Here is a 17,140-nt window from a genome sequence, read left to right as displayed (position 1 = left end):
TCCTCTCCCGGAGAGAGGTTGAGGAGGAGCGCTTCGGCTGGCGCCGAGTCTCAACGTCCCGGGCGGAGTTCCAGGCTCTCGAGACCGGCGGCGACGTTGAGGCCGACCTGGCCCTGCACGCTGAGCGGCTGGAGCGCGATCGAATTGTTGGAGCCGCCGACCAGCACGTTGCCGCCGAGGCCGACACCGACCGAGGCGCTGCCCTGCGCACCGGCGTAGTTGCCGGCGAGGTCGCCCGGGCCGAGCCGGTTCACCGGCGCGAACACGCCCCACGCCAAAGCCGTCTCCTGTGTGATGCCGATATCCAGACCGACCTTGCGGATCGTCGCAACGTAACGGTCGTCCGGCAAACCATCGACGCGCAGCACGCAACCGAGATGGGTCACCGATCCCACGATGAAGCCCACGCTGGCGCCGCCGCGGCATTCGAGCACGCCCACCTGCACCATCCGCGATTGCGCGCTGGCGCCCGCAACGGAGGCGACGAGGCTCGCAACGGCAAGCCCGGCGAGGAGGAGTGAACGGCTCATGAATATCTCCGGCGATGAATGTGATGCGAGCATGGAGGCGCGGCACACGCCGCGCGATGGTCTATGCCACAACAGTTCCGGTGGCGCCAGATCGTGCAGACTTGAAAGAAAAAGGGCCCGCATTGCGCGGGCCCTTTGATGTCACTTCATGTCTGTGAGTTCAGCGCAGATTGCCGCAGAAGCGCTGGATGCGCTTGCAGGCGTCTTCGAGGTCCGAGGTCTTGGTCGCGTAGGAGATGCGGAACGCGGGGCCGAGGCCGAAGGCCGAACCCTGCACCACGGCGACGCCTTCGGTCTCCAGCAGTTCAGTGACGAACGTCTCGTCATTGTCGATCACCTTGCCCGACGGCGCGGTCTTGCCGATGGTGCCGGCGCAGGACGGATAGACGTAGAAGGCGCCCTCGGGCCGCGGGCACTCGATGCCCTTGGCCTGGTTCAGCATGGAGACGACGAGATCGCGGCGCTCCTTGAAGACCTTGTTGTTGGCGGGGATGAAGTCCTGCGGACCGTTCAGCGCCTCAACCGCGGCCCATTGCGCGATCGACGACGGGTTCGAGGTCGACTGCGACTGGATCGTCGACATCGCCTTGATGAGCTGCGCCGGACCGCCGGCATAGCCGATGCGCCAGCCGGTCATGCAATAGGCCTTCGACACGCCGTTCACGGTGAGCGTGCGGTCGTAGAGTTTCGGCTCGACCTGCGCGACCGTGGTGAACTGGAAGTCGTCATAGACGAGGTGCTCGTACATGTCGTCGGTCATCACCCACACATGCGGATGCTTGACCAGCACGTCGGTGAGCGCCTTCAGCTCGGTCCTGGTGTAGGCAGCTCCCGTCGGGTTCGACGGCGAGCACAGGATCACCCATTTGGTCTTCGGCGTGATCGCGCGCTCGAGTGCCTCGGCCTGGAGCTTGAAGCCGGTCGCGGCGGTGCAGACCACCGGCACCGGCTCGCCGCCGGCGAGCGCCACCATCTCGGGATAGCTGACCCAGTACGGCGCGGGGATGATCACCTCGTCGCCCGGATTGATGGTTGCCATCAGCGCGTTGTAGAGCACCTGCTTGCCGCCGGTGCCGACGATGATCTGGTTCGCCTTGTAGACGACGCCGTTCTCGCGCTGAAACTTGGCGATAATGGCTTCCTTCAACTCGGGAATGCCGTCGACCGCGGTGTACTTGGTCTTACCGGCTTCGATGGCGTGGATCGCGGCCAGCTTGATGTTCGCGGGCGTGTCGAAGTCGGGCTCGCCGGCGCCGAGACCGATGACGTTGCGGCCCGCCGCTTTCAGCGCACGTGCTTTATCCGTGACCGCGATGGTCGCGGACGGCTTCACACGGTCGAGCGCAGCGGCAAGGAAGGACATCGTCATCTCCTGACAAGCGTCGTGAACCCTTTGGCTTCACGACTCCGATTGTGGGAATGAACCACCCTAAAACGAGTGCCGTTGCACCGCAAGAAACTTCGGTCCGATCCCGCAAAAGTTTACGTGTCTGGCGTTTCGAGCCGCGATTTCCCGCAATATTCCGTAACTTTGCCGCGCAAACCCCTCATATCCGACAACGCGTGTCCTCGGAGCAATTTTGCGGCCTTCGCGGGCTATGAAACGAGAACGTCGTCATGCCCGGGCCTGTCTCGCCTGCGCGGCCGAAGCCGCTTCGGCGAGGCGAAGGCCCGGGGCATCCACGTTCTTCGTGCCGTGTGCAGCGCGTAGATGGCCGGGACAAGCCGGGCCATGACGATGCGGAAGCTTCAGTGCCCAAGACGCGACCGCGGTGCTCGCACACGATCGCGTCGAGCAACGCACTTGCGCGTTGACGCAAGCGTGAACTGAGTTGGATGGTCGCACGGAAATGATCTTCCGCCGCATTGCAATGCGGTAGGGTTTTCGAGTTTTTCTATTGGCCGGGTCTTGCGGCGGATTCGCATCGGCATCATTGTTTAGCCGCGTTGCGGGGCAACAAGCGCCGCGCTCCCCGTCGTCCGGAATCATCCCCAGAATGTACAAGCTCTATTCGATGCAGCGCTCGGGCAACAGCTACAAGGTCCGCCTTGCGCTGGCGCTGCTGAACTTGCCTTACGAAGCGGTCGAGGTGGACATTCTGCGCGGCGAGAGCCGCACCCCGGACTTCCTGGCCAAGAACCCATCCGGCCAGGTGCCGCTGCTCGAGGTCGGCGACGATCGCTATCTCGCCGAGTCCAACGCCATTCTCTGGTACGTCGCCGTCGGCACGCCGCTCGCGCCGGAGAACCGCATCGATCGCGCCGACGCGCTGCAATGGATGTTCTTCGAGCAGCACGCGCTGGAGCCGAACATCGGCGCGGCCTATTTCTGGCTGTCGCTGGTGAGGGGCGGCCGCGACCTCCAGACTCATTCGCTGGAGGACTGGATGGAGCGCGGCTATGGCGCGCTCCAGGTGATGGAGAATCATCTCAGGACCAACGCCTATTTCGCCGCCCGCCAGCTCACGGTCGCCGACATCGCGCTGTACGGCTATACCCACCTCGCCGACCGCTGCGACTTCGACCTCTCGACCTTCCCGGCGATCCGGGACTGGCTGAAGCGCGTGGAAGCGGCCCCCGGCTACGTCGCAATGGACTGGCGGCCGGCCGACATCGAGGACCCCGCCAGCATCGCTGCTGGTGCCTGAGGGGCGATCACGCTCTGGCAAATAGCGGGCATAAAGGTCACCATTGCCGCAATCTCGCCATTTTCGCTCGATTGGCCGCCGCAATATTGCCGATTGCAACAGTGAAATTGTTCGATGTCGCGGGTGATTCGCTCGCGCGTTGAAGGATTTAGACCATGATTCGGGCGTCCGGCACGGCAGGCTTTCAGGGCCCACCCGCTACCGTTTCGTCTTCCCGGCTGACCAACGCGGTCGCGGCCTCGCTCGCCGTCGCCGCGCTCTCGCTGTGCCTGATCGTCACCCTGACGGTGCTGTCGACCAAGGCGACCATGGCGATGGGTCTGCCGGTCTGATTCCCGCTTCATCCTGGACCCGCCTTCAAGGCGCCGCATGGCCCGCGCCGACCGGCATCGCGACAGGACGTCGATGAAATCACCTGTGGTCATCGTTGCAATCACCCTGACCGCGGCCATCCTGGTCGCGGCATCGCTGTTGATCTTCGTCGGCACGCGCAAGGGCCAGGGGACGTCGAAGCTGAATGCGCCCGCGCTGCAACAACGTCTCAAGCACGCGCACTTGGTCTAAAATCATCCGAAAGCTTTGCGCGAGACCCAAAGCGCACCTTAAGCACACCGCGCGAAACCGCATCGCAATGGCGCAATCTTCGGTCAGTGTTGCCGCCTTACCTCGTTCACGAAGGAGCGAGACAGGCCCATGCGGTTGGGATGGCGTGCGATCTCCGGTCCGGCGCTGACGGCAGCGACTTTGCTGCTGACAATGTTTTTCGATCGCTTCGTCCCCGCTTCCTCCCCCGCGCCGCTGCTCGTCTGCATCGTGGCGCTCGCCGGCGCGCTCTCGGGTCCCGCTTCCGCCGTCGCCAGCGCAGCCATCGCCGTCATCGGCGCGGCACTGCTGCTCCTGAGCCGGCACGGCGTTGCAGGCCTTACCACGGCGGATATGATCCAGCTCGGCCTCCTGGCCGCGACGGCCGCGGGCACCGCAGGCATCACCGGCCTGATGCGCCAGCGGCTGCTCGGCACGTTTGCCGCCGAGCGTCGGAGTCACGCCATCGCCGCGCGGCTGTCGGCCGCGCTCGACCAGGTCGACATCGGCATCGTGCTGCTCGACGCCGAGACGCGCGCCGAATTCATCAACCGCGCGTTCCGCGATTATTTTGCGGTGCCGGACGACATCGCCGACGGCAAGCCGCCGTTCGTCGCGCTGATGTATCACGGCCGCGACACCGGCGCGTTCGAATTGCCCGAGGACGAACTCGGCACCTTCATCGCTCAGCGCATGGAGATGGTCCGGATCGGCGATGCCACGCCGATCAACATCGCCTTGCGCAATGGCGAGGTGTTGCGCTTCGTCTGTGCCGCGCTGCCCGACGGCGGCCGCATGCTGAGCTACACGCCGGTGACCGACCTCGTGCGCCACACCGATGCGCCGTCCCGCGCCGACTACTACCGCTCGCTGCGCGATCCCGCAGGGCGCAAGCTGATCCGGTATCTGCGCGTCGCGGAGTGATGCGCGATTGATCAGCACGTCCATCATCACGTATGAATGACGCCTCATCGATCGCGGGAATTTCATATGTCGCTCACCATTCGCCCCGTCACCAGGCAGGACTACGATCAATGGCTGCCGCTGTGGGACGGCTACAACGCCTTCTACGGCCGCTCCGGTCCGACCGCGCTCTCGCCCGAAATCACGCGCGTGACATGGCAGCGCTTTTTCGATGCCTATGAGCCGGTGCACGGATTGGTCGCCGAGAGTGACGGCCGCCTGCTCGGGATGACGAATTACCTGTTTCACCGCAGCACCACCGCGATCGAGCCGTCCTGCTATCTGCAGGACCTGTTCACGACCGAGGCCGCGCGCGGCAAGGGCGTCGGCTCGGCGCTGATCCACGGCGTCTACGAGCGCGCAAAGCTCGTGGGATCGCCGCGCGTGTACTGGCAGACGCACGAGACCAACGTGACGGCGCAGCGCCTGTACGACAAGGTCGCCGAGCGTTCCGGGTTCATCGTCTATCGCAAGATCTTCTGATCCTCGCGATCGCGCCGCCTGTGGATAACTCTGTCTGTCACCTGCGCGTAACATAGCGGGACTAGGCTGCAGCTGCGTCTGGTCAGCCCCCCGTCACCGATCAAGCGCCCCAAAGCGGTCCCCGTCAGTCGCCGCGTCTGACAGGGGCCGCATTTTTTTGTCGGCAGTCCTTGTCGGCAGCCTTGTCAGCATGGCAGCAACGCGGCGCACGGCTTGCTGCGGCGGGGCACCGCGGTCACAATGCGCCCCTGCCCATCTCCGACGGGGATCTCCCATGGAAATTCGCAATCTCGGCGCCTCCGGCCTGCGCGTGTCTGCGGTCGGGCTTGGCTGCAACAATTTCGGCCAGCGCACGGACCTGGAGACCTCGCGCAAGGTGATCCACGGCGCGCTCGATCTCGGCATCACGCTGTTCGACACCGCCGACATCTATGCCGGCATGGGCGGTTCGGAAACGGTGCTCGGCACCGTGCTCGGCGACCGCCGCAAGGAGATCGTGCTCGCCACCAAATTCTCCAAGCCGATGGCGGCCGACGGAACCAAGCAGGGCGCTTCGCGCCGCTACATCATGAACGCAGTCGAGGCGAGCCTGACGCGGCTCAAGACCGACTACATCGATCTCTATCAGCAGCACGATTACGACCCGCTGACTCCGATGGAGGAGACGCTGCGCGCGCTCGACGATCTCGTCCGTCAAGGCAAGGTGCGCTACATCGGCAATTCCAATTTTCCGGCCTGGCGCCTGGCGGAGGCCGAGTTCACCGCGCGCGCGATGAATGTCAGCCGCTTCGTCTCCTGCCAGGACGAATACAGCCTGCTGGTGCGCGACATCGAAAAAGACCTGCTGCCGGCCGCACAAGAGTACAAGCTCGGCCTGCTGCCGTTCTTCCCGCTCGCAAGCGGGCTGCTCACCGGCAAGTACCAGCGCGGTGCGGCCGCCCCGACCGATACGCGCTTCGGCAAGGTACCGGCACTACGCGACCGCTATGTCACGCCGCGCAACGAGGACATCGTCGAGAAGCTCACGGCATTTGCGAAAGCGCGCGGGCACAGCATGCTCGAGCTCGCCTTCTCCTGGCTCGCCGCGCGCCCGCAAGTGTCGAGCGTGATTGCCGGCGCCACCCGCGTCGCGCAGGTCGAGGAGAACGTGAAGGCGATTGCGTGGAAACTCGGTGCGGAGGAGATGGCGGAGATCGACAAGATCACGCTGGGCTGATCTTTGCGGCGGCGCGCGCTACTTGGCGCCGCGCCCCACCGTCTGCATCACCTCGAAGCCCTCGAACTGGGGATGGCCGAGATAGGTCGGCTTGGTGTCGCCGGCCCGCGCGTGCGCGGCACGAAAGGCATCCGATTTGGTCCAGGCCTCGAACGCCGCATGGTTCGCCCACACCGTGTGCGAGGCGTACAGCGTGTGATCCTCGAGCTCGGGGCCACGCAGCAGATGAAACTCGACGAAGCCCGGCACCTTGTCCAAATGAGTATCGCGCGAAAGCCAGACCTGTTCGAAAGCAGCCTCGGAGCCCTTGGCGACGCGGAAGCGGTTCATGGCGATGTACATGGGTGATGGTCTCCTGACGTTCGGCCGATCATGTCGTCATTCCGGGACGCGCCGCAAGGTGCGGGCCCCGGAATCGTAGGTTAAGCAACCAACCCCTTCATCGGACGTGCGCTTGCGCTATCTGGAAACACCGTCTCGGCCAGCACGCGATCCGACAGGCCGAACTGGCCCTGCAGCACGCCCTTGATCACGGAGCGCAGATCGGTGGTGGGCTTGAGGTCGCGGGCCTCGAAAAGGTTGGCGGGCTTGAGGCCGGGCCAGTCGGCGATGACGCGGCCGCCCTTCACCGCGCCGCCGGCGAGCAGCGCGATCGTTCCCGTGCCGTGATCGGTGCCGTCTGTGCCGTTGATGCGCGCGGTGCGGCCGAATTCGGTGGCGACCACGACGACGGTGTCGCGCCAGCGTTCCCCTAAGCCGCTTTCGAACTCGGCGAGCGCACCGTCGAGCCCGCCGAGCAGGAATGCGAGGCGACCGACAGGGCCGCCTTCATTGGCGTGCGTGTCCAGCCATCGAACGCGAGCGCCGCGATGCGCGGGCCGTCGTCGGACGCCATCAGTTTTGCGGCGCCGCGCGCGACCTGCCGCATCTGCGCGACCGCGTTGCCCGGCTTCGGCTTCATGTCGTCGCCGCTCGCGGCCTTTTCCAGCGCAAGGCCCTGCGACAGCACAGCCGCCAGCGCGGGATCGCGGTGACGATAGAGCTCGACCAGACGCATTGCGGTGTCGTCATCGGCTTGCGGCAGCGCCACCGGCGCCCAGCCGACGGTCGGCGCATTGCCGCGCAGCACCAGCGGCGTGGTCGGGCCGACGGCAAGAGCACTCGACACCCGCTCGCCGCGCGGCAGCGCTTCCAGCGCGCGGTTGAGCCAACCGGATTGCACGCGCCCCGGGCCGGCATAGCCGCTTTCGAGCACGTCCTGGCCGTCGAAATGCGAGCGGTCGCGATAGGGCGTCGCGACCGCGTGGATCACCGCGGCGTGCCTGTCGCGATACATGCGTGCGAACTCAGGCATCGCCGGATGCAGCGCAAAGAAAGTATCGAGCATGATCGCGGGATGCGCACCGTCCGCCGTGAGCGCGATCGCCCCGTGCAGGCCGGCATAATCGGGATCGCCGACGGGCGCGACGGTCGAAAGCCCATCAAGCGCGCCGCGCAGGATCACCACGATCAGGCGAGGATCGCGGCCATCCGCGGCGCGCGCGAATTTCGGCAAGTAAGCCCAGGCCGCGAACGAGGCGCCGCCAAGCAGGAGGCCGCGCCGCGAGGTGAGGAGCCGGTTCTCGACGCAGTCGATCATCATCATCTCCTCTGCATTTCGGGCGACATCAACAGCAGCGCCAGCGCCTGCTGCCGCGACTCCGCGCGCTCGATGGTCCGCCGCGTTTCGATCGAGGCCGCATCCGCGGCGGCAAATTCCAAAAAATCGAGCGGGTCGATGTTGGGCCCAAGCCGCGCGCCCATTTGCGCGGCAATGTCGAGCCGGAGCTTGATGCCTTCCGGCGCAGCCCAGGCGGCATTGGTGTCGGCGAAACCATTCGGGCCGGCCGGCGACCACAGCGGCTGGCCCAGCAGATTGAGGTTGTTGAGATAGGCGCCGGGATCCTCCGGCACGCGCGCGAGCAGCCGGCCGCTCGCGACCAGGAAATCATAAGGGCTGCGCATCTTCGTCAGTGGCGCCTTCCACGCCTCGTCGGAATCGACCAGTGCGGTTGCCAGCGCTTTGAGATCCCCGTCGGTCTTGATGAAGACATCGCGCAGTCGCGCCACCAGCGCCGGCGGCGGATCGTCGGCGACGAAGTGGCGGACGAATTTGGTGGCGATGAAGCTCGCGGTCGAGGGATGGCGTGCGATGTCCGCGAGGGCGGCTTCGCCTTGCGCAAGGCCGGTCGGCTCGTTGTTCTTGCCGAGCAGCATTTGCGGCCCGGGCTGGTGCGCATTGACGTTGAACACGAACGAACCGGGCGCTCCCAGCTGTCCCTGCCGGCCAGCAAAGGTCCAGCCGGTGATGATGCGCGCGAGCGAGGTGACGTCGTCCTGCGTATAGCCGCCGCCGACGCCGAGCGTATGCAGCTCCATGATCTCGCGCGCGAGATTTTCGTTCAGCCCGCGCTTGCGGTTCTGGCCCGCGCGCGAGTCCGGTCCGAGCGATTGCTGGTTGTCGAGGAAGAACAGCATCGCCGGATGCTGCTCCACCGCTTTCAGCATGTCGGCGAAACGTCCGAGCACATGCGGCCTGATCGCCTCGCGCTCGAACGCACCGGCCCAGATCCGCGCCAGCTCGCCCTTGCTGGCGGAGATGCAGAAATGGTTGGACCAGAACACGACCAGCCGTTCGGTGAAGCCGCACTCGACCAGCGTCGCGCGCTGCAACCGCGCCAGTGCCTCGGCGCGAAAGGTTTTTTGGATGACGTTGAGCGGCTGCGGGGCGGGTTTTGCGGCAGGCGGCGCGGCCGCGTTGGGCTGCATAGTGTCCGGCTTGGCCATATTGTCCGCCGGCTTGTTGTCAGCCGGCTTGTTGTCAGCCGGCTTATTGTTACCGGGCTTGGCCTCGGCCATCTGGCCGGCGATCTCGGTTGCCACGGCGTTCAGCGAGAGATTGCGGCGCGGTCCGGGCCTCTGATCGGCCGGCGCTTGCAACGGCGCTTCAGTCGGCGCGCCGGCCTTCGCGGCGGCCTCGCGCGCCTGCTTGACCTGATCCTGATAGGCGAACACGGCCTGCCCGAGCTGCTGCGCGGATTGCAGGCCTGGCGCCTCCAGCAGCACACCGTTGGGACGAGTGAGTTCCGCCTTCACAAAGCCGCGAGGATCGGAGGCCGCGTTGATGAGATCGCCGGATGCGCCGCCGCGGGCGCCGAAGCCGAAACGGTTGAGCGCGACGAGCGCGGCTTGCGAATCGCGGGCCATCGATATGTCCTTCGCGCGCTGCCAACCGCTTTCCCGATACGTGCGCGAGGCCTAATATACCGCAGCGGGAGATGAACCCGGCATGAAAACGACAGCCCGGCTTTTGCGCAAATCATGACAAATCGGCAAGACATTCCGGCGCAGCAACCCCGCCGCCTCGCCTGCTCTCGTTGCGGCGCCGAGTTCGGCTGCGACCTCTCCGGCACCTGCTGGTGCGCGGAAGAAACGGCGCGGCTGCCGATGCCGGTCAAGGGCGAGGATTGCTTGTGCCGGGCGTGCTTGCGTGCGGCGGCGGAGGCAACATAACCCTCCGCGTCCGCGGTATGGGTCCTAGCTTTCGCCAGGACGACGTTGAGGAGAGACGGCTCGCGACAACTACACTGGATGCCCCGGGGACTTCCGTGCCATGCCGTCGAACGCATCCAGCAGCTTTTCGCGCCAGGCGTAAACCGGGTCGTCCGCTTCCAGCAGCTTGAACGGGCTCGTCGCGCGCGCCCACTGAAAACCGCCGAACACGATGTAGTCGGCATAGTTCGGTGCGGCGCCGCCGATGAAGGGCTGCTTCTTGAGGGTCTGCCGCATCACCTCGAGCGATTTGCGGAAGGCGACCACGCCGGCATCGCGGCTGGCCATGATCTCTTCCAGCCTCTTGCCGCCGAAACGGGCCTCGCGCGACTGGCGGAAATAGGCGGCGTCGACCTCATCCAGATTGTTGGGAATGTCGGCGATGATCAATGGAAAGATGCCGCCGACGATGGCGATGTCGCCCCAGACATTGAGCATGCGTGCCATGGCGCGCCCGCCCTCGCCGCCAAACAGCGACGGACGATCCGGAAACTTGTCTTCGAGATAGATCGCGATCGTCCAGGAATCGACCACCGGCTGGTCGTGATGCACCAGCACCGGAACCTTCTCCGAGCCATGTGGCGCGATCGCGCTCTTCTCGGTGAAGCGCCAGGGCAACGTTTCCGCCGAAAGGCCCTTGTGCGCCAGCGCCATTCGCGTGCGCCAGCAGAACGGGCTGAACGGTCGCGAGGCGTCTGTGCCGACGAGTTCGAAGAGTTTGAGCGACATGAAAGGGTCTCCCGGTATTCCGTCATTGCACGCGAAGCGAAGCAATCCAGGACTGCCGCCGCGGAAGCATTCTGGATTGCTTCGCTTGCGCTCGCAACGACGGATGTGGAGAGCTAGCGCCCGTTCGTGCGCAGCAGCCTCTCGCCGTCCTCCGTCACCGCGATCACCAGCCCCATTCCGGGCAGCGTCTCGCGCGCGACATAGCCGCGGTCGGCGGCGTCTTCCCAGATGGTGAGGCGCGGGCACGACGTCTTCCAGGTCGCGATCACCTCGGCATAGGCGCGGGGCTCGCGCGCAACCCACTCGACGAAGTCCAGCACCAGCGGGTCGGCAGTCTCGCTCATTGCAAACCTCCCTTGTCGAAGGCTGCCAGCACCGGCGTGCGGACCAGCAGCCAGCTGCCATAGGCGATATAGTAGCAGGCGATGGTGGTGATCAGCTTCATCGACCAGGCCACGAATTGCTGGTCGGTCATGGCTTCGAGGATGCGCCGCGCCAGCGTGGTGCCGAGCATGGATGCTGCGATCGCGACGGCCGCGAGCACGGGATCGAGCGTCGCCGCCTGGTCGATCACGCCGCCGAAATAGATCAGCTTGCTGAAATGGCTGACGAGCTGGCACATCGCCTTGGTCGCCACCTTCTCGCGCCGGCCGAAATCGCCGCCGAGGAAGAAGGTGTCGAGCAGCGGCCCCGACACGCCGGTCATCAGCATGAGGTCCATGCAGATCGTGCCATAGACGGTGCCCTGCCAGAGACGGTCGGGATCCGGCTTGATGTTGGCGGGCAGCAGCCGCGCCATGAACGGCGTGATCCCGAGCAGCAGCAGCGCGACCGGCTTGTCCGGTACGTAGCGCGTGAGCGACCACGCCGCGAGCGCGACGGCCGCGCCGACCATATAGTTCGCGACCGGGCGCCAGCGGATATGCGTCCGCCAGAGAAAGGCGCGCCAGCCGTTGGAGGCCATCTGCGTGATCGCATGCAGCACCATCGCGGTCGGCAGCGGCATTAACGCCAGCAGCACGCCGATCAGGATCAGCCCGCCCGCCATGCCGAACAGCCCCGACAGGAACGCGGTGCCGACCATCAGCAATCCAAGGGCAGCGATCATGATGGGCGTCACGTAAAAATCTCCCGACCTTCTCCCCGCTCGCGGCGCGAAGCGAAGGAAACGTGCCCCGCTTGCCCCGTCTACGCAAACTGAGTTATCTTGGCCTGGCATCAGCTTTCCTGAGGGTCGGTCATTTGCGGCGCTTGCTGTTTCTCAACGGCATCAAGGCATTCGAGGCCGCGGCGCGGGCCGGCAGCTTTGCCGCGGCCGGCCTCGAGCTGAGCGTATCGGCAGCCGCCGTGAGCCGCATGGTGCACATCCTGGAAGAACGGCTCGGCGTCGCGCTGTTCGAGCGCAAGGCCAACAAGCTGCTGCTGACGCAGGCGGGCCGCGCCTATCAGAGCGGGCTGACGCCGATCTTCGATGCGCTCGCAAGCCTCACCGCGCAGGTGACGGCGCCCTCGAGCGTCCGCGTGCTCACCATCGGCATCGGCCACACCTTTGCGATGCGCTGGCTGATCCCGCGCCTGTCGGAGTTTCGCAGCGAAGAGCCCGACATCGAGGTGCGCTTCACCACCGGCGGCGCGTCGGTGCCGTTCGGCGAGGACTGGAGCTGCGGCATCCAGCTCGGCACCGGCGACTGGCCGGGGCTGGTGGCCGAACCGCTGTTCGCCGGCGACCTCACGCCGGTCTGCGTGCCCCGCCTCGCCTCCTCGCTGAAGCGCCCGGCCGATCTCAAGGCACCGAGCCTGATCCGCGTCGCGCATTCGCCCGAGGACTGGCCGATCTGGCTCAAGGCCGCAAACCTCGCGCGCGTCAACGCGCGGGGACCGGAGTTCCAGTTCTACGGCCAGGCGCTTCAGGCTGCCGCCGACGGGCTCGGAATCGCCATGGGCATCCGACCCTATATCGACGACGACCTCGCCGCCGGCCGGCTGGTGGCGCCATTCGAGCTCTCGGTGCCCAAGGGCATGCGCTGGTACCTGCTCTATCGCAGCTTCCAGACCGAGCAGCGCGACTTTGCCGCGTTCCGCCGGTGGATCATGCGCGCGGCGTCGGAACCCGCCGCCCGTCCCGTCCGGCGGCCCGGCCGCACCAGCGCGCGGAACTGACGCTGCTATCGGACTTTGGCAAAAAAGCCCGCCGCTTGTGAACGGCTTCACATCCTGAAATCCGCAAACGTGGTCCCCTGACCCTCCAACAAGGCGCTCGAATAAAACATTTTGGGGACTGCAATGACGACCCTTTACGACGGCTTTGACATCGAATCCTTCGAAGCTGGCCAGGGGCTGTGGCACGCCCGGATCCGGCGTGCCGATTTCAGCCCGGTTGCCATCGACGGCGTGCTGTTTCCGGCCATGGAAGTCGGCTTCGCCTGGCCTGATCCCGATGCCGCGATTGCCCATGCCAAGCACCACATCGATCGCTTCCGCCGGCGGGCCGACGACAGCGACGACGAATAAGCGAGCGGGACTGCAGGCGAACCAAGGAACGGCGCAGGGTCAAAGGGGGAAATCGGTCATGTCAGTCATCGAATTCGAAGACACGCCGCGGCCGAGGATTTACACCCGCAATGTGTTGTCCAGCTGCCCGGAATGCGAGGGCGATCTCACGGTGCTCCGCGTGATCGGCGGCCGTGCCGGATGCGAGTATTGGACCATGCGCTGCACCGATTGCGGCGGCATCCATCTCGACATCCTCGAGCCGCGTCAGGCAGCCGGGGACGATGAGGGACCGCTGCCGGCGGCCTGATCGCAAGATCCCAAGGCCTGCTGCCAACCTGCTGTCAGCAGTCTGAGCATTGCCGGGCATTCGCTCTTTATTGCGAGGCGGACTCGCCCCATATTCGGAGCATGGCGAAGAAACCTGCATCCTCCGAAAAATCCGGCAAATCCCCCAAGGCCAAGGCTCCGAACGCGAAGGCGCCGAATTCCAAGGCGTCTCGCCCCGACGTGCAGCCGATCGGGCCGGCGTTGGCCGAGTTGCTCAATCCCGCGATCAATCGCGGCGATGCCGGGCTCGGATCGGGCACCGGACTGCAGCCGCCGCCGGACAATTCGCGCGACCGCCGCTCCGGAGGCGAGGCCGCCGCGCATCGCGCGCGGGCCTCGACGCCGAAAGAGTTTCCGCAGGACAATACGAGGCCAATGCCGCTGCGGCCCAATCCGCAGCCGCCCGGCGCCCGCGACGCGGGCTTCGACGAGGCGCCGCAGGCCCATTACGGAACCGCGGCCACGATACCGACGCTCGATCCGGAACTGGCGCGTCAGCTCGGCCTCCCGACGGAAGAGGACGATGCCGAAGCCCTGGCTCGTCCGCCGCGCAGCAAGATGGAGGCGCTCGGCGTCAAGGCCACCGCCGACGCGCTGGAATCGCTGATCCGCGAGGGCCGGCCGGAGTTCCGCAAGGACGACGGCTCCACCAGGGTGTGGACCCCGCATCGGCCGCCGCGCCCGGAAAAGTCCGAAGGCGGCGTGCGCTTCGAGATCAAGTCGCATTATGAGCCGCGCGGCGACCAGCCAACCGCGATCGCCGAGCTGGTCGAGGGCATCAACCGCAACGACCGCTCGCAGGTGCTGCTCGGCGTGACCGGCTCCGGCAAGACCTACACCATGGCCAAGGTGATCGAGGCGACGCAGCGGCCCGCCATCATCCTGGCACCGAACAAGACGCTCGCCGCCCAGCTCTATGGCGAGTTCAAGAGCTTCTTCCCCGACAACGCGGTCGAGTATTTCGTCAGCTATTACGACTATTACCAGCCGGAAGCGTATGTCCCTCGCACCGACACCTACATAGAAAAGGACTCCTCGATCAACGAGCAGATCGACCGCATGCGCCACTCGGCGACGCGCGCGCTGCTCGAACGCGACGACGTCATCATCGTTGCCTCGGTGTCCTGCATCTACGGTATCGGCTCGGTCGAAACCTACACCGCGATGACCTTTGCCCTGAAGAAGGGCGAGCGCATCGACCAGCGCCAGCTGATCGCCGACCTCGTCGCGCTGCAGTACAAGCGCACCCAGGCCGATTTTACCCGCGGCACATTTCGCGTGCGCGGCGATGTCATCGACATCTTCCCGGCGCACTATGAAGACCGTGCCTGGCGCGTGAACCTGTTCGGCGACACCGTCGAGACCATCGAGGAGTTCGACCCGCTCACCGGCCACAAGCAGGACGAGCTCGAATTCATCAAGATCTACGCCAACTCGCACTATGTGACGCCGCGCCCGACGCTGGTGCAGGCAATCAAGTCGATCAAAGCCGAATTGAAGATGCGGCTCGACCAGCTCCACGATCAGGGCCGCCTGCTCGAAGCCCAGCGGCTGGAGCAGCGCACCACCTTCGACCTCGAGATGATGGAGGCGACCGGAAGCTGCGCCGGTATCGAGAACTATTCGCGCTATCTCACCGGGCGCCTGCCCGGCGAGCCGCCGCCGACGCTGTTCGAATATGTGCCCGACAACGCGCTGGTGTTCGCCGACGAGAGCCACGTCACCGTTCCCCAGATCGGCGGCATGTTCCGCGGCGACTTCCGCCGCAAGGCGACGCTCGCCGAATATGGCTTCCGGCTGCCCTCTTGCATGGACAACCGCCCGCTGCGCTTCGAGGAATGGGACATGATGCGGCCGCAGACCATCGCGGTCTCCGCGACGCCCAGCGCCTGGGAGATCAACGAGAGCGGTGGCGTGTTCGTCGAGCAGGTGATTCGCCCGACCGGTCTGATTGATCCGCCGGTCCACATCCGCCCGGCCCGCACCCAAGTCGACGATCTCGTCGGCGAGGTCCGGGCCACGGCGCAGGCCGGCTATCGCTCGCTGATTACGGTGCTGACAAAGCGCATGGCGGAGGATCTCACCGAATATCTGCATGAGCAGGGCATTCGCGTTCGCTACATGCACAGCGATATCGACACCATCGAACGCATCGAGATCATTCGCGATCTGCGGCTCGGCGCGTTCGACGCGCTGGTCGGCATCAATTTGCTGCGCGAAGGCCTCGACATTCCCGAATGCGCGCTGGTCGCGATCCTCGACGCCGACAAGGAAGGCTTCCTGCGCAGCGAAACCTCGCTGATCCAGACCATCGGCCGCGCCGCGCGCAACGTCGACGGCAAGGTGATCCTCTATGCCGACCAGATGACGGGATCGATGGAGCGCGCCATCGCCGAAACCGACCGCCGCCGCGAGAAGCAGGTCGAGTACAACACGGCGCATGGCATCACGCCGGAGAGCATCAAGAAGTCGATCGGCGACATCATGAACAGCGTCTACGAGCGCGATCACGTGCTGGTCGAGATCGGCGGCCACGACATGACCGACGACGTCATCTCGATCGGCCACAATTTTGAAGCCGTGCTCGGCGATCTCGAGACGAGGATGCGCGAGGCCGCCGCCGATCTGAACTTCGAGGAAGCCGCGCGCCTGCGCGACGAGGTCAAGCGCCTGCGCGCCACCGAGCTCGCGGTGGTCGACGATCCCACCGTCAAGCAGCGCACGGTGCAGGGCAAGGCCGGAGCCTATGCGGGCGCGAAGAAATACGGCGACGCCGCCAATTTGCCGGTCAGCGCGCTGAAGAACAAGAGCGCAGCCACAGCGCTCAAGGCCAGCGGCAGCAAGGGCTCGCGAATCCACAAGCCGCATCTCGACGAGATGCACGGCCCGGAATCGTTGCCATATCGGGGCGACCGCGCGCTGCCGTCGAAGCCGTTCGGTGGCGAGAGCCGCATCATCCAGCCGACGGATTCAAGGCAGTCAGGGCCGGAGTTCGGGCCATCGCCGAGGTCGAGCGGTGGGGCGCCGGGGCATAGGGGTGGGTGGAAGAAGAGGTAAGGGGGCGCGGAGCGCCGGCGCCGCCCATGGTTGTTCATGGCGGCGTCGGAGAATCATGAGAACGCGAACTCACCCCAGGCTCGCCGTCACCACCGCCATCACCGACAGCAGCAGCACGGTTGTCATCAGTTGCAGCGAGGCGACCGGCTGGGTGCGCCATGCCGTGATCTTGTCGGCGAGCGACAGATGGGCCTCGAAGACTTCGGTTCGTAGACGGTTCTTGAACAAATGCGGGAAGCTCGGCCCGAAGCTCACTGCAAGCAGCGCATGGGCGAGCGAGACGATGACGACGAAGATGGCGACGCCGGGATCGCCGACCAGGTCGTGATGCCGACCAGCTTGAGCAGGAAGGCGGCGGCGGCGAAGGTCGGGAAGCTCTGCAGCGTCGCGGTCAGTGCGAGGCCTTCGAGCGCGTTGTGCATGCTGGACTTTCTGACTCTGGCCACGGCGGCCATGGCACGTCTCCCTGAGGACATGCAGATGAATCTAGCCGTCATCAGGGGGACCTGATGTGAGATGCG

General features: G+C 65.7%; 20 protein-coding genes and 1 pseudogene. 11 read left to right on the top strand and 10 right to left on the bottom strand.

Annotation, left to right across the window (positions count from 1 at the left end; translation table 11 throughout):
• Positions 1–50: 50 nt before the first annotated feature.
• Both RX329_RS06325 and RX329_RS06320 read right to left on the bottom strand, forming a co-directional pair.
• Positions 51–530, bottom strand: coding sequence for a DUF992 domain-containing protein (locus tag RX329_RS06325; protein ID WP_085360572.1), 480 nt, complete (start codon positions 528–530; stop codon positions 51–53).
• A 160-nt stretch (positions 531–690) separates the two neighbouring features.
• A complete protein-coding gene (locus tag RX329_RS06320) occupies positions 691–1,893 on the bottom strand; it encodes a pyridoxal phosphate-dependent aminotransferase (protein ID WP_007596745.1) in 1,203 nt (400 codons plus the stop codon).
• Positions 1,894–2,527: 634 nt separating this feature from the next.
• On the opposite strand from RX329_RS06320, the gene RX329_RS06315 reads away from it, so the two are divergent.
• The 6 genes from RX329_RS06315 (at position 2,528) to RX329_RS06290 (ending at position 6,422) form a co-directional block, all read left to right on the top strand.
• A complete protein-coding gene (locus RX329_RS06315) occupies positions 2,528–3,178 on the top strand; it encodes a glutathione S-transferase family protein (protein ID WP_018453545.1) in 651 nt (216 codons plus the stop codon).
• Positions 3,179–3,333: 155 nt separating this feature from the next.
• Entirely contained in the window at positions 3,334–3,510 is a 177-nt protein-coding gene (locus RX329_RS06310; RefSeq protein WP_007614766.1) for a hypothetical protein, read from the top strand.
• Positions 3,511–3,547: 37 nt separating this feature from the next.
• Positions 3,548–3,742, top strand: coding sequence for a hypothetical protein (locus RX329_RS06305; protein ID WP_018453544.1), 195 nt, complete (start codon positions 3,548–3,550; stop codon positions 3,740–3,742).
• Positions 3,743–3,871: 129 nt separating this feature from the next.
• Positions 3,872–4,684, top strand: coding sequence for a PAS-domain containing protein (locus RX329_RS06300; protein WP_085360574.1), 813 nt, complete (start codon positions 3,872–3,874; stop codon positions 4,682–4,684).
• A 66-nt stretch (positions 4,685–4,750) separates the two neighbouring features.
• A complete protein-coding gene (locus tag RX329_RS06295) occupies positions 4,751–5,206 on the top strand; it encodes a GNAT family N-acetyltransferase (RefSeq protein ID WP_085348803.1) in 456 nt (151 codons plus the stop codon).
• Between the two features lie 274 nt (positions 5,207–5,480).
• Positions 5,481–6,422, top strand: coding sequence for an aldo/keto reductase (locus RX329_RS06290; RefSeq protein ID WP_018453541.1), 942 nt, complete (start codon positions 5,481–5,483; stop codon positions 6,420–6,422).
• 18 nt (positions 6,423–6,440) lie between these two features.
• On the opposite strand, the gene RX329_RS06285 is transcribed toward RX329_RS06290, so the two are convergent.
• The 3 genes and pseudogenes from RX329_RS06285 to RX329_RS06275 form a co-directional block, all read right to left on the bottom strand.
• Positions 6,441–6,764, bottom strand: coding sequence for an antibiotic biosynthesis monooxygenase family protein (locus RX329_RS06285; protein WP_007596764.1), 324 nt, complete (start codon positions 6,762–6,764; stop codon positions 6,441–6,443).
• An 80-nt stretch (positions 6,765–6,844) separates the two neighbouring features.
• Positions 6,845–8,061, bottom strand: a pseudogene (locus RX329_RS06280) (DUF1501 domain-containing protein).
• Between the two features lie 2 nt (positions 8,062–8,063).
• A complete protein-coding gene (locus tag RX329_RS06275) occupies positions 8,064–9,668 on the bottom strand; it encodes a DUF1800 family protein (RefSeq protein ID WP_317245543.1) in 1,605 nt (534 codons plus the stop codon).
• A 114-nt stretch (positions 9,669–9,782) separates the two neighbouring features.
• Between RX329_RS06275 and RX329_RS06270 the strand changes: the two genes are divergently transcribed.
• Entirely contained in the window at positions 9,783–9,974 is a 192-nt protein-coding gene (locus tag RX329_RS06270) for a cysteine-rich CWC family protein (protein ID WP_083926324.1), read from the top strand.
• Between the two features lie 69 nt (positions 9,975–10,043).
• On the opposite strand, the gene RX329_RS06265 is transcribed toward RX329_RS06270, so the two are convergent.
• From RX329_RS06265 to RX329_RS06255, 3 genes are all read right to left on the bottom strand, one after another.
• On the bottom strand, positions 10,044–10,742 hold the full coding sequence (locus RX329_RS06265) for a glutathione S-transferase family protein (protein ID WP_085360578.1): 699 nt from the start codon (positions 10,740–10,742) through the stop codon (positions 10,044–10,046).
• Positions 10,743–10,855: 113 nt separating this feature from the next.
• Positions 10,856–11,086, bottom strand: a complete 231-nt coding sequence (locus tag RX329_RS06260) for a hypothetical protein (protein WP_018453537.1) — start codon at positions 11,084–11,086, stop codon at positions 10,856–10,858.
• On the bottom strand, positions 11,083–11,862 hold the full coding sequence (locus RX329_RS06255; protein WP_085360580.1) for a sulfite exporter TauE/SafE family protein: 780 nt from the start codon (positions 11,860–11,862) through the stop codon (positions 11,083–11,085). Before RX329_RS06255 ends, RX329_RS06260 begins: the two co-directional genes overlap by 4 nt.
• A gap of 122 nt (positions 11,863–11,984) precedes the next feature.
• On the opposite strand from RX329_RS06255, the gene RX329_RS06250 reads away from it, so the two are divergent.
• The 4 genes from RX329_RS06250 (at position 11,985) to uvrB (ending at position 16,619) form a co-directional block, all read left to right on the top strand.
• Entirely contained in the window at positions 11,985–12,902 is a 918-nt protein-coding gene (locus RX329_RS06250; RefSeq protein WP_018453535.1) for a LysR substrate-binding domain-containing protein, read from the top strand.
• 123 nt (positions 12,903–13,025) lie between these two features.
• Positions 13,026–13,253, top strand: a complete 228-nt coding sequence (locus RX329_RS06245; protein WP_007596778.1) for a hypothetical protein — start codon at positions 13,026–13,028, stop codon at positions 13,251–13,253.
• Positions 13,254–13,311: 58 nt separating this feature from the next.
• The gene (locus RX329_RS06240) at positions 13,312–13,542 is read left to right on the top strand and encodes a hypothetical protein (RefSeq protein WP_018453534.1); all 231 of its coding nucleotides are present in this window, start codon (positions 13,312–13,314) and stop codon (positions 13,540–13,542) included.
• Between the two features lie 101 nt (positions 13,543–13,643).
• Positions 13,644–16,619, top strand: a complete 2,976-nt coding sequence (uvrB, locus tag RX329_RS06235) for an excinuclease ABC subunit UvrB (protein ID WP_317245542.1) — start codon at positions 13,644–13,646, stop codon at positions 16,617–16,619.
• A gap of 69 nt (positions 16,620–16,688) precedes the next feature.
• On the opposite strand, the gene RX329_RS06230 is transcribed toward uvrB, so the two are convergent.
• Both RX329_RS06230 and RX329_RS06225 read right to left on the bottom strand, forming a co-directional pair.
• Entirely contained in the window at positions 16,689–16,874 is a 186-nt protein-coding gene (locus RX329_RS06230; RefSeq protein ID WP_240543162.1) for a hypothetical protein, read from the bottom strand.
• Positions 16,871–17,074 carry a hypothetical protein gene (locus RX329_RS06225; RefSeq protein ID WP_231190249.1) on the bottom strand — a complete coding sequence of 68 codons (204 nt, stop codon included), beginning with the start codon at positions 17,072–17,074 and terminating at the stop codon, positions 16,871–16,873. The genes RX329_RS06230 and RX329_RS06225 overlap by 4 nt, the downstream gene beginning before the upstream one ends.
• Positions 17,075–17,140: the final 66 nt, after the last annotated feature.

The organism is Bradyrhizobium sp. BWC-3-1 (assembly GCF_032917965.1).
GTDB lineage: Bacteria > Pseudomonadota > Alphaproteobacteria > Rhizobiales > Xanthobacteraceae > Bradyrhizobium > Bradyrhizobium canariense_D.
Note: the sequence above shows the minus strand (reverse complement) of the source record. Positions and strands in the feature narration are given on the sequence as shown.